The organism is Adhaeribacter radiodurans (assembly GCF_014075995.1).
Taxonomy (GTDB): Bacteria; Bacteroidota; Bacteroidia; order Cytophagales; family Hymenobacteraceae; genus Adhaeribacter; species Adhaeribacter radiodurans.
Genome location: NZ_CP055152.1, coordinates 14,316 through 27,378, shown reverse-complemented (window position 1 = coordinate 27,378; position 13,063 = coordinate 14,316). Strand labels below are relative to the sequence as shown.

The following is a 13,063-nucleotide window of genomic DNA, read 5'->3' as shown; positions in this document are numbered from 1 at the left end:
TTTAAAACAGAATTGCATCCATGTAAATGCTCTTATTTCCTAGGCATGTAAAGGATAATACAAACTCCAAGGAGAGCGATTAAGGCTCCAATAATATCGTACCTATCGGGTTTGAGATTATCTACTTTCCAAGCCCATACTAAAGCCATTGCAATAAAGATTCCTCCGTAAGCCGCATATACTCTGCCAAAACTAGCCGTTTGCCAAGTCGCTACTACGCCGTATAATGCCAGTATAACACCTCCAAGCAAGCCATACCACCCGGGTTTACCTTCTTTTAACCACAACCAAACTAAGTAGCCGCCGCCGATCTCACAAAGGCCAGCCAAGAAAAAAATACTTAACGATTTTAGTATATCCACTTACAATTCTAACTCTGTATCTATAAAATTTTTTGCTCCCTCGGGTCCCGTTATTGTTAACCAAAGAGCATCATCGTTCGAAATAGCCATATTAAAATGAAAGAAGTCACAGCACAACCTTTCGGTTTTAACAAAGTCGATTACTAAATCAATCATTAGATCACTACCGGCAAAACGGTAGCTATACCCATTCGCTAATTCTAGCTTTTCTAGCAAGTGCTGTTTAAGGTTTAAAATTACGGTCTTTTTTCGTCGTTGTAATTCCGGAGTAGTTAACTTACAAGATAAAGCAGCTGTTTGGTTCAGGTTCATCGGTTTGGCTTTTATTTTCCGGCAAATCCTACAACTTTTAACCAACTGGCTGGACTTCGACGGATTGATTATAATATTTCTTGCGGAACCAGTAAGCTAGATTAACCAGCGCGATTAAAGCGGGTACTTCAATCAGTGGTCCTACTACTCCCGCAAAAGCTTGCCCAGAGTTTAACCCAAAAACACCAATGGCCACTGCTATCGCTAATTCAAAATTATTGCCAGTAGCGGTAAAAGCCACCGAAGCATTCTGCGCGTAATTCGCTCCTAAAGCTTTGCCCAGGTAGATACTTACCACAAACATAATAGCAAAGTAAATAACTAAAGGAACCGCAATCCGGATTACATCCAATGGAATGCGCACAATCAAGTTGCCTTTTAAGCTAAACATGACTACAATGGTAAAGAGCAAAGCAATTAAGGTAATAGGACTAATCGCGGGAATAAATACTTGCTGGTACCACGTATTACCCTTCCACCGGCGTAAAATAAAGCTGGATAGAAAACCCAGCAAAAAAGGGATGCCTAAGTAAATAGCAACGCTTTCGGCAATAGCACCCATGCTGATATCGACGATCTTCCCTTCCAGGCCAAACCAGGTCGGTAGCACCGTAATAAAGACGTAAGCAAAAACACTGTAAAATAAGACCTGAAAAATACTGTTAAAAGCCACTAACCCGGCCGCATATTCCCGGTCGCCTTCCGCTAGTTCATTCCAAACCAGTACCATCGCAATACAGCGGGCTAAACCAATCAGGATAATACCGACCATGTATTCCGGATAATCGCGCAGAAAGATAATGGCCAGAAAAAACATTAGGATCGGTCCAATGATCCAGTTTAACACCAGGGAGAGCGTAATTACTTTAACGTTCTGGAATACACGCCCTAGCTGATTGTATTTTACTTTGGCTAATGGGGGGTACATCATTAGGATTAATCCAATGGCAATCGGTACATTCACGGTGCCCACCTGGAAAGAATTGATAATGCTTTCACTTTGCGGATATACGTAACCAATAAATACCCCTATGGCCATCGCCAGGAAAATCCAAAGCGTTAAAAATTGGTCTAAGCGGGAAAGCTTCTTTCTTTTATCTACCGTACACTGACTCATTCTTTTTCTTCTTTAATTTCATTATTGGTTTTAAGCCGTACGAAGCATTTGGGCAAATTCATTCGGTAAAGGACTGGCTTCTACGGCCTGAGCCGCTTTTTCTACGTCGTAGGCTACCCGCACAAATTCTACTTGGATACTATCGGGAGTAGTTAAATTACTCTCCGGTATTAGCTCCAGAATCACATAGCAGCTGCGCGGATCGCCATCTTTCGGCTTACCCACGGAGCCGATGTTAATGGCGTGCCGGTAGCGGGTTTGCCCTTCGTGCTCGTAAGGCATGGCCCGGTGGTATGGTTTATGGGTATGGCCAAAAAACAAGATGTCCGCCCGAGCTTCTTCCATCATTCGTAAAAAGCTTTTCTCGGGTCGGTCTTCAAACAGGTATTCATTGATTTTACGGGGACTGCCGTGCACCAACAACATTTCGATTTTATTCGCTTCTTCGGAGTTGTCCTGGAACACTACTCGTAAGTGTCTAGGCAGCATCCGCAAGTAGTTCCGGTTTTTCTCGGTTATCACGAAGTTGGTATAATCAATGGATTGTTGCCCCAAGTCTTTTTCGCCATCCGTTTTGTAAGCGCACCCGCAGTTAGGACTCCCTAATCCTACGCCTTCATCGTAATTGCCTGCAATCGTTGGGATTCTTCTTTTCCGAATTTCGGCTACTACTTCGTTGGGCCAGGTAGCATAACCAACCAGGTCCCCAAGGCAATAAACGGCATCCAGATTTTGCTGGTCCATATCTGCCAGCACTGCTTCTAAAGCAGGTAGGTTCGCGTGAATATCACTGAAAAGAGCGATTCTCATGGGTTATTTGTTTCAGGTTATTTCGAAAGATTAGCAGCAACCAGAACCAGGTGTACAGCAAGAAGCATCGGGTTTTTCCGCGTACACGGTAATGCTGTAAATGCCGGTACCGCTCGCTTTATAGGCCGTTAGCTCTTCCGCAGATAAGTAATTAGCAAGTACATCATCGGGTAAGGTAATCAAGCGTTTCTTTTGTACTTGCACGTTCGTAAAACCAGTTCGCGCGATGATCGCCAGGTATTCTCCCTGCTGAATGGCACCCGAGACACAACCCGCGTACATTTCGGCAGCTTTTTGTAAACCAGTTGGTAATTCCCCTTCCAACACTACATCCGAAATACTAAAATGTCCTTTAGGCTTCAATACCCGGTAAGTTTCCTTGAAAGCTTGCTCTTTATTAGGTACCAGGTTTAGCACGCAATTACTAACTACTACATCTACCCGGTTAGCGGCTAATGGTAGATCCTCAATTTCTCCCAAGCGAAATTCCACGTTCGAAAAGCCTAGTTTTTGCGCATTGGCTTTTGCTTTTTGGATCATAGCTTCGGTCATGTCTACGCCAATCACTTTACCCGTTTCCCCTACTACGGACCGAGCCACAAAGCAATCATTCCCGGCACCGGAGCCTAAATCCAGAATCGTGTCACCTGCTTTCAGGTGCGCGTATTCCGTAGGTAAGCCGCACCCTAAGCCTAAGTCAGCGGTAGATTGATAGCCTTGAAGATTGGAATAATCTTCGGCCATTATAGTGATGTCGGTCGCACAGCAACTAGTAGCGCCACAACAAGAGCTTTCATTTTGTTCTTTACTTTGGAGCGCTATTTCGCCGTACTTTTCTTTAACAATTTGTTTTAGTTCTTCTGCGGTTTGCATAGTTTTAAAGTTTATCGGTTTATTGTTTTATTACGATGGTTAAAAGCAAATTTATTAAATGATGGTCTTTTGCATAATGGTAGCAGAAGTAGGACACACCGAGGTAAATTGAGCGGTTTGTTGAATTACCGTGGGTACCTGTGCCCGTTCTACCTTCCTAAAGTCTTGTTTTAAGAAGAAATCGGCCGCTGTAGTGGTAATCAGATATACTTCCTGTATACCTTTTTCTAGCGCCAGATCCAGAGCAGCCCGGTAAAGTAAATTACCTAAACCTTGACCTTGTAAGTGGGTAGCCACTGCTAATGATCGCAGCAGCGCTATAGAGCCGTATAATTCCAAACCACCACAACCGACTACCGTTTCTTTATCTTTCGCGATAACAAAATTATCGAGCGTTACCGGTAAATCTACGGTTGGTAGATGAAGGGACTCTAGCAAGTCTACAATGGCGGCTCGGTCGGCTGTAGTGGCTAGTTGGATCGTGTTTAAAGTGGTCTTGGTTTCCATGGTTAACAGCATTTAGGAGCTGACGTAGGGGAAGTAAACAAGTGGAGCAGCATATCTCGGGCTTGCTCCCATACAGGTTCATTAATGCAATAACAAACGCTAGTACCTTCGATTTCGCCTTTAATTAAACCTACCGCTTTTAATTCTTTCAGGTGTTGCGATACAGTTGCTTGTGCTAAAGGCAATTCTTCTACCAGGTCGCTACAAATACACGATTGCCTTTTGATCAAAGCTTCCAAAATCGCTATCCGGGCCGGATGGCCTAAAGCTTTGGCCATGTTCGCTAGTTGGTTTTGCGAGGCAGTAAAATTTTGGGTTTTCGTAACGCCCATATGTTAGTTAATAACTATTGTATCGTAATATTACGATTAAGTTTGTCTTAAACCAAATTTTATAATACTTTTTTGTTCTTTTTTATCATTTAGTCCTGAAATAAGTTGACCAGATTCGTCTCACGAAACGACGAAAAAATGAGAAGCAAAAAGACCTGCAATTAGCAGGTCTTTTTGGCGATATATCTATCTTATAAAGCTATCTCTCAAATCAAAAAGTCAATATTGTTTTAGGAGATGGGAATAATGAGACAAGGATGCTTTTCCATTATAAATGAAAATTGATTTTTGACAAGATATCCTTTCTTGTTCTTCCTTACTGCACATTCTTAAACATTACGGGGGAATTGCCATACAGCGGGGTATGCCCGTCCCATTTTTCAATAAACTGCTGCTGGATCAACAAGGGGGTTAAAGCGGACTGTTTTAAATCATTGGCCTTCTTCTCGGCTTCGGCTTGGATAATCAACTTCTTGGCCTGCGCTTCGGCTACCTTTAACTCATTTTCCACCTGCATGGCTTCCTGTACGGCTTTGTTCTTGGCATCTATCGCCCGCACAATGGCATCGGGATACTGGAGCCCACTCGTTAATTGTTCCAGTTTAAAGCCATCTGCTTCCAAGGTGGTGGCCAGCGTCGCCTGGACATCAGCTTCAAACTTTTGTCAGTTACTGATTAGCTCATCGGTCGAATATTTATTCATTTGGTTGCGAAATGCATCTTTGACATAATTGTACAAGGTAGTTTTCGTTATTTCTTCTATCCGTTTGCGGTATTTAGAAAATATATGCGGGGATTTACCCGGGGTAACGGCAAAAGAAATGGTCGGGTCCACGGTAAAGACCGAGCCATCTTTGGCGTTCACATTAAAGGCTTCGTAATCGGCCGTTTGAATAAAGATGGGAAATTCGTACACGTTTTCCGATAAGGGATTATAGAAGACGCGTCCGGTCACTAAGGAGACATCTTGCACGCCTTTATCGGAACCATATTGTTTGACCAGAATACCTTCGTGGCCGGCATCAATGCGGGTACAGCTAAAGGTAACGCCCGTAATGACCAGAGCGACCAGAAAAAGAGCAGTCATTATTTTTTTCATAAAGGGAGGCAGGTTAGAAAGATGGATGGAATGAGAATAAACTAGGGGCAAAACCATAAAAAGGGCAATAAGCTAGCAGAACTGAGCTAAGCGGTTTTCTACCTGGCTAAATATACTAGAATAAATACATAGTTAGCTTTAAATGCCAAAAAGCTTTGAGGAGCTGCCAGACCAGCTATTTACTAGTCCCATAATCGTTGGTTAGGTTAAATAAAAACGTTCCCGGTATAGCATGCTTGTGTGCTCAGGGTAGTAAAAAAGCTGCTCACCACAAAACCTGATAAAATGGCTGAAACATTTCTGCCGGTCGACAGAAAATTAATCACTAGAATTAATCTTAATTAGACCTGGGTTAAGCAATTTAATTTACGTAGGTTAGATTCTTATTCTATAATCCCATTGGAAATGAGTGCTTATACAGGAACAGTAAAGTTTTACAACCGCGAAAAAGGTTTCGGATTTATCAAAGTAGATGGTTCAAACGAAGATTTGTTTGTCCACCAAACCGGGCTGATTGATACCATTTCTGAAAATGACCAGGTCGAGTTTGACCAGGAAAAAGGTAAAAAAGGCATGAATGCCGTGAATGTTAAAAGGATTTAACTTTTCTAGAGGAAGCAGGTTCCTCTTGGGAAACTACTTCCTCTAGTTGCAACAGGGCATTGGTAAGAGGGTAAGCAGCCCTGTAAAGCTGCGCTTACCATGGCGAATAGATCTACTCCAATATGAATGTTCTATTGCGAATCGCAATCAAAAGCTATCTACCCTAGTAGATATCAGGTAAAGTGATCTTGTCCAGATAAGGGTCCAGGAACTCCCGGTTATTAAAACCCCGTACTAACTCCAGTTGATTACCTTTTACTTGGTAGTAAGCCTCCGCGAAGAACTCTCCCATGTGATAGAGGCATACCCGGTATTTATTCCCCGGCCGATCTGCTAGAAATGTTCCGTGCAGGCTAATCAAGGCCGTTCGTTCCTGATGAGAACCTTTATTGAAATGGTATAAAGTCATGGGCATAGTACTTCAGTTGGCTTGATAGTTATAAGACGTAGAACTTTGCCAAAAGGCGGCGAGAACACCGGAAGGGTTCTCCATAATCAAAAGAAAACAAAAGCACAAAACGTATTTATTATTATCAAATATCTAACCACAACAGGGGAGCTAGGTATAGGTTTGGGAAGTAAATGAAAATAACTTGCGCCTTAAGGATGATGAACAGGGGAGGCAAGGTGCGTTAGTAGCCATACTCCTGGTATATTTATAACACAATAGACGGCCGACCCACCAGAAGAACCCATAATGGGAATAAGAGAAAACAAGAAAGCCCCTCTACTCCGAAGATTCTCAATTTTCAACCAGTCAAAATTCCCGCATTTGGGTGGAATGTTATTTTCTAAATGATCCTGGATAGCAGGCAAGTGTCTAGTCTTGATATACGTTGACCAAAGTTGTATCAGAAAAAAGAGCAGAAATAAGCACGAGACATAGGGGGAGTATTTGGGCAGAAAATCCGTCCTATAAAGCCATCGCTTAAATTAATGCCCTTGTTTGATTTCTGAGATGCATGGGGAGAGAATAAATAAAAGAGGTTAGGAAAGAACGAATGAACATCATCTACCTAGCTGCTACTTTCTTTGTTGGTTAAACAAGATCCGTGAAGCAAGCAATAGCTGGCGATTCATCCAGAATAGCTATTTTACAATTAAAAGGTGTTTTTCTTTTAAATTCAAATACTTCCATTTTTTTAGAACGGTTTGCGTACAGGGAAATAACTACTTAACTACCCGGTAGAAAACAGACTAGGTTGGTCTGTTTTCCGGGCTTAACATTCTCCCTTCCAGAACATCTTCTCTTCTGGCTTTCAGCTGCTCGTTGTCGTTTGTTTACTTGTAATCCCCACGTGTATGAAGGCTCTGTTATTACAAACCATGTATACTGATGAGACCGCTAGAATTCAGCTTAACCAAGAGCAAAGCTACTTGGAGCTGGAATGGTTTACTCATCCCGACAGCACGCATTTTCGAGCCGTTATTACCCGGGCCCGGGATTATGCCCACCAGCACCAGCTTACCAAATGGCTGTGCAATCTGCAACAGGCCGAGTTTCTGGAACTAGCCGACCAGCACTGGCTCGTGGCAGAAATATTTTCCAGCTTTCCGGCCTCCCTCCAGCACGATTATGCTTACCTGATCCGGCCAATGGTGTTGGAAGTGCTCGCGACTTATCACATTCAGGATTTAGTAGCCATTGATGAGCGCTTACAAGCCAAAATACAAGTAGCTGTTTTTACGGATGTTGACCTGGCTCATCAATGGCTATTTACTCCTACCGAGTCCTTTATCTCTTCACCAATACCTCACCCGTAAGCTTATATATCCGAACGCAAGGAGTTGCCGGTTAACCATTCTAAAGCGGCTTCTTGGCTGGTGAAGTTTTTAATCAGGTAACTAGCCGGCGGGCTGGTTAAAACCTGGGCTTGTACCCAGTGGGCCATCGATTCCAGTTTAGGTAAAGAACTGGCCAGGCGAGCTACTTTTTTGAGATTCGTTTTTTTGAGTTGGAGCGAGACCCGGTAAATAAGGTGATTGTATTCGGTATCTCCTACTTCCACCAGCGCCTGGCGGGAATCTAACAAGAGATTCTGCACGTGGTAGTTGTTAACGTGCTCCACCATAATCCGAAAGCATTCTTCGGCTTCACTTAATCCTTGCGTGCGCATATCGGGTAGCTTCACAAATACCGTATCCGTAGCCGGATCATAATCCAGGTGAAAAAAGCCGTTGTCAAATAATATCATGCGCTCAATAGAGAAGTGGGAGTAGTACCTTTCTTATTCTATAATAAATGGGATATCACCATAATTTGTATTTATAACTTCACCAAAACAGGTATTTTTTATGTGCTTTGAAGTCTTAGCCGCAAGCGCGTTTCTTATTTTGAAATGGCAAGGAGTATGATGAATTAGGCTTTTCAGTGATGTTGTCTCCAGGACATAGTGCAGACCAATAGAGTTCAGAATAGTCCTCCAATATGCAGAAAAGATAATTTGGATTGAACCCAAGGTAAGTAACTTAGCTGACTGATCTGTTACTACTCGTTACATTGTACTGGGTGAACGGCCGCAGCATGGCCAGAGAGAAGAATGAAAATTAACAAACGTTTTTGTCCAAATAACTACTATTATGATAAATAGAAATTATTTCTGGGTGTCGTTTTATTCTTTAACTAATGTTCTGGACTAAAAATCTCGTTTAATGTTAATAGGTTTTGTTAATTAAGGTATTTCATTTCGTTTTATCCTTTAGCTTACTGAATATTTGCTGCATGGTCTTCGGATCTAATGCCTCCATATCAATTAACTGAAGCGACTTGACCATACTGAGCGTTGTAGTTTTGTACTTCTGAAAGTGGGGTGATTTTATATGCGATTGATAGGCTTCCTTGCTAGCGTAAATTTCTAATATTCTGATTTGTGTGCTGTCCTTTTGCTGGTACATGGGGAAAATGGAAATGACACCTGGTTCTAATCTTACCGAAGCTGCCGCTTCTTCTTTCAAGATAGCTTTGTAAGCCGAGAGGCTTTCGGGATAGATTTCGATTTCCGAAATACGGATGAGCATTTCATTTTTCTGAGCAATTGCCGTACGATAGGTAACCACACTAAATAGGAAAATAAAAACAAATGGTAACTTCATTCTGGCTTTTAGTTAAAAGGTAAAGTATTTAGATGTATAAGCCTTTTCGAAAAGAAAGTTTATGTAAAATCTCCCGCTACCTTTTCTGATTTTTCAACCGTTTTAGCCGAAAGGGTTCACCTGGAGCTAACACGTGGATGCGACCCGGATTCACTACGAGTTTTTTCAACTGTTCCGGGTCCGCATTAAAAGGCGTAAAATCAGCCGCATCGACCGAGCCCCAATGATTCAGCAACAGTGGCGTGTTGGGATACGCATTAGCAATTTTCACCGCCCCAGCTAAGGTGAAATGCCATTCACTATCCGAAAAATCAAACAGAATGGCATCGGGGGTAGGAAATTGCAGGTGCTCGGGCAATAACCGGGAATCACCGGGTGCCCAAATGGTACCATCCGGCGTTTCCAGCCAGAACCCGCAGGCATCTTCATTTTTGAACTTACGCTTACTCATGCCTGGATAGGCGTTCTGATAAGCATGATCCGCCGGCGTTAGTTTTACCCGCACTTGCCCTACCTGAAACGTATCCTGGATGTTATGGCCAAAGGAAGGAAAACCTTCATTTTTCATCAATGAATCTACGTAGATAGTGGAGTGATAGGCCTTCGTAACAGGTTTTAGATCCCGATTGGTGGGCACACTATAGTGATCATTATCAGCATGCGTAACCAACACCGCGTCCAATTTAGGAACATCTTTGGTATCAATTGGAAAGTCAATCAGAAGCGGCATATCAAAGCCTTTTAATAGCGGGTCTACCATCAGAGTGGTTCCCCGACTATTAATGAAGAAACCGGCCATACCTAACCAGCGCAGGGTTGTTTTAGAAGAAGCTTTAAACGCCTCGGCACCAAACGGCCGAGTTTTAGGTGCTTTTGCCTGATATTTCTTTTTGGTTATGGTACTGTCAGCACTCGTTTGTGCTGGCACCTGGTGCCACGATACCCCCATAACCAACCAGGTAAAGACCCATCTTTTTGCTTTCATAACGCTTTTAAAATTATTCTCCCGCTAGTATTCTCAATTACTAGTAAACTCCTCTTATACCGCCAAGGATGGGTTAATTTATATTTTCACAAAGTTCTTCCTTCTTGGTGATCAAGGGCTTATACCTATTCCTGAATTGCTTACCATTATTCCTGTTGAAGGCAGGGAATGAAAAAATTAGTTGATTATTCTTATACTTTTGAGGTAGTTACGTTTAGATATTATGGATCAAATCATCAAACTGGAAAGTGTAGCGCAGTTTAACACCGAAAGAGGCCAGCCAACGCTTCATCCCTTGGTAAGTGTGCTGGATCAGTCCCTGTCAAGGCTCATTCCCCAAGTCCGTTATTATTCGGAGCTGTACATCGTCTTTTTAAAAGAGGAAAAGTGTGCCGAAATGAAGTATGGCCGCCAGCATTACGATTACCAGGATGGCACTTTACTTTTTATCTCTCCGGGCCAGGTATTTGGGTTTGAGGAACAGGGGAAAATGTTACAGCCTACCGGTTGGGCCCTGGTGTTTCATCCGGATTTAATCCGGGGTACTTCCCTGGGCCGGCACATCAAAGATTATAGTTTCTTCTCTTACGAGGTGAACGAAGCTCTCCATCTGGCGGAACGGGAGAGGCAGGTTGTTTTGGAATGCTTCACTAAAATCCGCTACGAATTAGAGCAGGCCATTGATAAACATAGCAAGGCTTTGATAGTGAGTAACATGGAGCTGTTCTTAAAATATTGTGTTCGTTTTTATGATCGGCAGTTTATTACCCGGGACCATGTTCACAAAGATATATTAGTCCGATTGGAGAAATTGTTGGATAACTATTTTCAATCGGATAAGCCCCAAACTATCGGATTACCTTCCGTCAGCTATTGTGCCGAAAAGCTGCATTTATCGGCCAAATATTTCGGCGATTTAGTTAAGAAAGAAACGGGAAGATCCGCTCAGGAATTTATTCAGGATAAAGTGATCGACGTGGCTAAAGGCAAGGTACTGGATACCAGTAAATCGATTAGTGAGATTGGGTATGAGATTGGCTTTAAATATCCACCGCATTTTACCCGGCTTTTCAAGCACTTGGTGGGCCAAACTCCTAATGAGTATAGATCCCTGAATTAGTCTGTGGTTCTATTTTAATATTTGTTAGTCTTTTACTCCCAAATCCCATTATGAAGTTTGCCTATAATTGCTTTTATGTAAAATAGAATGGTTAACTTCTTGCTGTCAGAGTCGGCTTTCTGTGTGTCTTTGCTTATAGTTTATTTTAAAATCCAATTATTAGCAATTAGCTTTCGAAATACTCAATTCTATTCCATTCTTTTACATCAAACCAGTTCTTCCTGACAAAAGCCAACTGTGAGTAGACCTTATTCCAAATGATTAAAGCAGGAAAAAATGCTACAATCAATAATAAACTTGCCCAACCATAAGGTATTCCAATATTCTTATCTTCATCTAATATTTGAATATTAAGTGTTTTTGCAAAAATGAAAGCTATACTGATAAGTATTCCAATGCAAATTGATGGCCATACAAGCAAAAATGAAGAGTCTTTGGATTTTCCTACTTCATGTTCAACTATCGGCTTCCCCAATTTAGAACTGGATAAAAGTATAAAATTTGTTTAAGCTGATATTACTGATTCACATTGTTTTTTCTGAGCAAATTCAATTGGGGCTAATCCTCCAAGTGCATCATGGGGCCTGGTATAGTTATAATCCTCTAGCCAAGCAGTTGTAATTTCTCGCACTTCATTTAAGTCTTCAAACAGATAAGCATTGAGTACATGTCGGCGGAAAGTACCGTTGAAGCGTTCTACAAAAGCGTTCTGGGTGGGTTTACCTGGTTGAATGTAAATAAACTCTACTCCATGCATCTGGCTCCATTCAGCCATGAGTGCGGCAATAAACTCTGGTCCGTTATCCATTCGGATCTGTTTCGGTTTTTCCCTTCGCTTTAACAAATGATTAAGTACCCATACCACCCGGTTGCTCTTTAAAGAGAAATCCACCTCAATATGCAACGCTTCCCGGTTAAAATCATCCAGCACATGGAAAGAGCGGAACTTTCGCCCGTTCAGCAAAGCATCACTCATAAAATCAATCGACCAGGTGTGATTCAACGCCTCTGGTACTTGCAGGGGCTGCTGAATGCGGGCGGACAAGCGCTTCTTGGTTGTGCGCCGGATATTTAATCCCATAGCCTTATAGATGCGGTACACCCGTTTATGATTCCATAGTTGGCCTTCCTTTCGTAACCGTCCATAAGCTTTCCAGAAACCTTCCCGGGGATGCTGCTCGGCTTTCTGCCGTAAAGCTTCTTCCACAGGCTGGTTCTCTTTAACAGCTTGATAGTAGTAAACCGACTTACTCAGGTTTAATACCCGGCACGCCCTGCTAATGCCGGCTTGTGGTTGCTGATATACCTCATCCACTAGCTGTCGCTTTTGGCAGGGCTTTAAAGCTTTTTTTCAATAATCTCTCTGGCCAACTTCAAGTCAAGGGCCTGTTCCGCATACATCTGCTTGAGCCGGCGGTTCTCCTCTTCTAATTCTTTGAGCCGCTTAAGTTCCGTGGCATCCATGCCATTGTAGCGCTGGCGCCATTTGTAAAAAGCGGCCTGGCTCACACCATGTTCCCGGCTAATCTCGGCCGCACTTTTACCATCCTCAAATTCCTTGAGAATCTTGGCAATTTGTTGGGGAGTGAAGATTTTTCTTTTCATATGCCCTGTTCTAAGTTAAGTTTTTTCTCTTCCTAAACAGTTCTATTTTTGGGGAAGCTTACATCTTGCTCTACCTTATCCAACCAATGCTTCACCGTTTTACGGTTTACCTCAAACTTGATTGCTGCCTGCTCGATATTGAACAAGCCGCGGTGGATCTCCTCCACCATTTGACGCATGATTAAATCATGATTTTGCATACGTAGCTGAGAAAGTTGTTCCATAAGTTACTCTTTTTATGGTCA

The 13,063-nt window shown here is 42.4% G+C and carries 19 protein-coding genes; 3 read left to right on the top strand and 16 right to left on the bottom strand.

Translation table 11 applies throughout. The features are described from left to right. Nucleotides 1-32 precede the first annotated feature (32 nt). The 9 genes from HUW48_RS00165 to HUW48_RS00125 all read right to left on the bottom strand — a co-directional run bounded on the left by HUW48_RS00165 (nucleotide 33) and on the right by HUW48_RS00125 (nucleotide 5,412). Nucleotides 33-362, bottom strand: coding sequence for a YnfA family protein (locus HUW48_RS00165; RefSeq protein WP_182411463.1), 330 nt, complete (start codon nucleotides 360-362; stop codon nucleotides 33-35). Then, entirely contained in the window at nucleotides 363-674 is a 312-nt protein-coding gene (locus tag HUW48_RS00160; RefSeq protein WP_182411462.1) for a hypothetical protein, read from the bottom strand. 37 nt (nucleotides 675-711) lie between these two features. Then, the gene (gene arsB, locus HUW48_RS00155; protein ID WP_182411461.1) at nucleotides 712-1,791 is read right to left on the bottom strand and encodes an ACR3 family arsenite efflux transporter; all 1,080 of its coding nucleotides are present in this window, start codon (nucleotides 1,789-1,791) and stop codon (nucleotides 712-714) included. A 30-nt stretch (nucleotides 1,792-1,821) separates the two neighbouring features. Further along, nucleotides 1,822-2,601 (bottom strand): metallophosphoesterase family protein, encoded by a 780-nt coding sequence (locus tag HUW48_RS00150; protein WP_182411460.1) that lies wholly within the window; start codon nucleotides 2,599-2,601, stop codon nucleotides 1,822-1,824. 30 nt (nucleotides 2,602-2,631) lie between these two features. Next, nucleotides 2,632-3,474, bottom strand: a complete 843-nt coding sequence (locus HUW48_RS00145; RefSeq protein WP_182411459.1) for an arsenite methyltransferase — start codon at nucleotides 3,472-3,474, stop codon at nucleotides 2,632-2,634. Nucleotides 3,475-3,528: 54 nt separating this feature from the next. After that, entirely contained in the window at nucleotides 3,529-3,981 is a 453-nt protein-coding gene (arsN2, locus tag HUW48_RS00140; RefSeq protein WP_182411458.1) for an arsenic resistance N-acetyltransferase ArsN2, read from the bottom strand. Between the two features lie 2 nt (nucleotides 3,982-3,983). Next, nucleotides 3,984-4,313: an ArsR/SmtB family transcription factor gene (locus tag HUW48_RS00135; RefSeq protein ID WP_182411457.1), complete on the bottom strand. Its 330-nt coding sequence runs from the start codon at nucleotides 4,311-4,313 to the stop codon at nucleotides 3,984-3,986. Between the two features lie 316 nt (nucleotides 4,314-4,629). Further along, nucleotides 4,630-4,935: an SPFH domain-containing protein gene (locus tag HUW48_RS00130; protein ID WP_182411456.1), complete on the bottom strand. Its 306-nt coding sequence runs from the start codon at nucleotides 4,933-4,935 to the stop codon at nucleotides 4,630-4,632. 42 nt (nucleotides 4,936-4,977) lie between these two features. Next, nucleotides 4,978-5,412 carry an SPFH domain-containing protein gene (locus tag HUW48_RS00125; RefSeq protein WP_182411455.1) on the bottom strand — a complete coding sequence of 145 codons (435 nt, stop codon included), beginning with the start codon at nucleotides 5,410-5,412 and terminating at the stop codon, nucleotides 4,978-4,980. 405 nt (nucleotides 5,413-5,817) lie between these two features. Here HUW48_RS00125 and HUW48_RS00120 point away from each other — a divergent pair, with 405 nt between their 5' ends. Next, on the top strand, nucleotides 5,818-6,015 hold the full coding sequence (locus tag HUW48_RS00120; protein ID WP_182411454.1) for a cold-shock protein: 198 nt from the start codon (nucleotides 5,818-5,820) through the stop codon (nucleotides 6,013-6,015). Between the two features lie 163 nt (nucleotides 6,016-6,178). On the opposite strand, the gene HUW48_RS00115 is transcribed toward HUW48_RS00120, so the two are convergent. Continuing rightward, nucleotides 6,179-6,430 carry a hypothetical protein gene (locus HUW48_RS00115; protein ID WP_182411453.1) on the bottom strand — a complete coding sequence of 84 codons (252 nt, stop codon included), beginning with the start codon at nucleotides 6,428-6,430 and terminating at the stop codon, nucleotides 6,179-6,181. Between the two features lie 887 nt (nucleotides 6,431-7,317). Here HUW48_RS00115 and HUW48_RS00110 point away from each other — a divergent pair. Next, nucleotides 7,318-7,779 (top strand): hypothetical protein, encoded by a 462-nt coding sequence (locus HUW48_RS00110; protein WP_182411452.1) that lies wholly within the window; start codon nucleotides 7,318-7,320, stop codon nucleotides 7,777-7,779. Between the two features lie 2 nt (nucleotides 7,780-7,781). On the opposite strand, the gene HUW48_RS00105 is transcribed toward HUW48_RS00110, so the two are convergent. From HUW48_RS00105 to HUW48_RS00095, 3 genes are all read right to left on the bottom strand, one after another. Continuing rightward, nucleotides 7,782-8,210, bottom strand: coding sequence for a hypothetical protein (locus tag HUW48_RS00105; RefSeq protein WP_182411451.1), 429 nt, complete (start codon nucleotides 8,208-8,210; stop codon nucleotides 7,782-7,784). 487 nt (nucleotides 8,211-8,697) lie between these two features. Beyond that, a complete protein-coding gene (locus HUW48_RS00100) occupies nucleotides 8,698-9,108 on the bottom strand; it encodes a putative quinol monooxygenase (protein WP_182411450.1) in 411 nt (136 codons plus the stop codon). 76 nt (nucleotides 9,109-9,184) lie between these two features. After that, complete coding sequence (locus HUW48_RS00095; RefSeq protein ID WP_182411496.1) at nucleotides 9,185-10,057, bottom strand: MBL fold metallo-hydrolase; 873 nt, start codon at nucleotides 10,055-10,057, stop codon at nucleotides 9,185-9,187. Between the two features lie 259 nt (nucleotides 10,058-10,316). Here HUW48_RS00095 and HUW48_RS00090 point away from each other — a divergent pair, with 259 nt between their 5' ends. Beyond that, nucleotides 10,317-11,213, top strand: a complete 897-nt coding sequence (locus tag HUW48_RS00090) for a helix-turn-helix domain-containing protein (protein WP_182411449.1) — start codon at nucleotides 10,317-10,319, stop codon at nucleotides 11,211-11,213. Nucleotides 11,214-11,379: 166 nt separating this feature from the next. On the opposite strand, the gene HUW48_RS00085 is transcribed toward HUW48_RS00090, so the two are convergent. From HUW48_RS00085 to HUW48_RS00075, 3 genes are all read right to left on the bottom strand, one after another. Beyond that, entirely contained in the window at nucleotides 11,380-11,688 is a 309-nt protein-coding gene (locus HUW48_RS00085; RefSeq protein ID WP_182411448.1) for a hypothetical protein, read from the bottom strand. Between the two features lie 30 nt (nucleotides 11,689-11,718). Next, a protein-coding gene (locus tag HUW48_RS00080; RefSeq protein ID WP_182411447.1) for an IS3 family transposase occupies nucleotides 11,719-12,818 on the bottom strand; the annotation gives its coding sequence in 2 pieces (ribosomal slippage) (nucleotides 11,719-12,557 and nucleotides 12,557-12,818; 1,101 coding nt in all). A gap of 32 nt (nucleotides 12,819-12,850) precedes the next feature. Then, nucleotides 12,851-13,042: a helix-turn-helix domain-containing protein gene (locus tag HUW48_RS00075; protein ID WP_182411446.1), complete on the bottom strand. Its 192-nt coding sequence runs from the start codon at nucleotides 13,040-13,042 to the stop codon at nucleotides 12,851-12,853. Nucleotides 13,043-13,063: the final 21 nt, after the last annotated feature.

What these genes read in the sequence shown, in the direction of transcription:
- HUW48_RS00145 (WP_182411459.1), bottom strand. Translation starts at nt 3,474, where the DNA reads ATGCAAACCGCAGAAGAACTAAAACAAATTGTTAAAGAAAAGTACGGC.
- HUW48_RS00090 (WP_182411449.1), top strand. Translation starts at nt 10,317, where the DNA reads ATGGATCAAATCATCAAACTGGAAAGTGTAGCGCAGTTTAACACCGAA.
- arsN2 (WP_182411458.1), bottom strand. Translation starts at nt 3,981, where the DNA reads ATGGAAACCAAGACCACTTTAAACACGATCCAACTAGCCACTACAGCC.
- HUW48_RS00125 (WP_182411455.1), bottom strand. Translation starts at nt 5,412, where the DNA reads ATGAAAAAAATAATGACTGCTCTTTTTCTGGTCGCTCTGGTCATTACG.
- arsB (WP_182411461.1), bottom strand. Translation starts at nt 1,791, where the DNA reads ATGAGTCAGTGTACGGTAGATAAAAGAAAGAAGCTTTCCCGCTTAGAC.
- HUW48_RS00105 (WP_182411451.1), bottom strand. Translation starts at nt 8,210, where the DNA reads ATGATATTATTTGACAACGGCTTTTTTCACCTGGATTATGATCCGGCT.
- HUW48_RS00075 (WP_182411446.1), bottom strand. Translation starts at nt 13,042, where the DNA reads ATGGAACAACTTTCTCAGCTACGTATGCAAAATCATGATTTAATCATG.
- HUW48_RS00115 (WP_182411453.1), bottom strand. Translation starts at nt 6,430, where the DNA reads ATGCCCATGACTTTATACCATTTCAATAAAGGTTCTCATCAGGAACGA.
- HUW48_RS00110 (WP_182411452.1), top strand. Translation starts at nt 7,318, where the DNA reads ATGAAGGCTCTGTTATTACAAACCATGTATACTGATGAGACCGCTAGA.
- HUW48_RS00160 (WP_182411462.1), bottom strand. Translation starts at nt 674, where the DNA reads ATGAACCTGAACCAAACAGCTGCTTTATCTTGTAAGTTAACTACTCCG.
- HUW48_RS00120 (WP_182411454.1), top strand. Translation starts at nt 5,818, where the DNA reads ATGAGTGCTTATACAGGAACAGTAAAGTTTTACAACCGCGAAAAAGGT.
- HUW48_RS00135 (WP_182411457.1), bottom strand. Translation starts at nt 4,313, where the DNA reads ATGGGCGTTACGAAAACCCAAAATTTTACTGCCTCGCAAAACCAACTA.
- HUW48_RS00095 (WP_182411496.1), bottom strand. Translation starts at nt 10,057, where the DNA reads ATGGGGGTATCGTGGCACCAGGTGCCAGCACAAACGAGTGCTGACAGT.
- HUW48_RS00150 (WP_182411460.1), bottom strand. Translation starts at nt 2,601, where the DNA reads ATGAGAATCGCTCTTTTCAGTGATATTCACGCGAACCTACCTGCTTTA.
- HUW48_RS00100 (WP_182411450.1), bottom strand. Translation starts at nt 9,108, where the DNA reads ATGAAGTTACCATTTGTTTTTATTTTCCTATTTAGTGTGGTTACCTAT.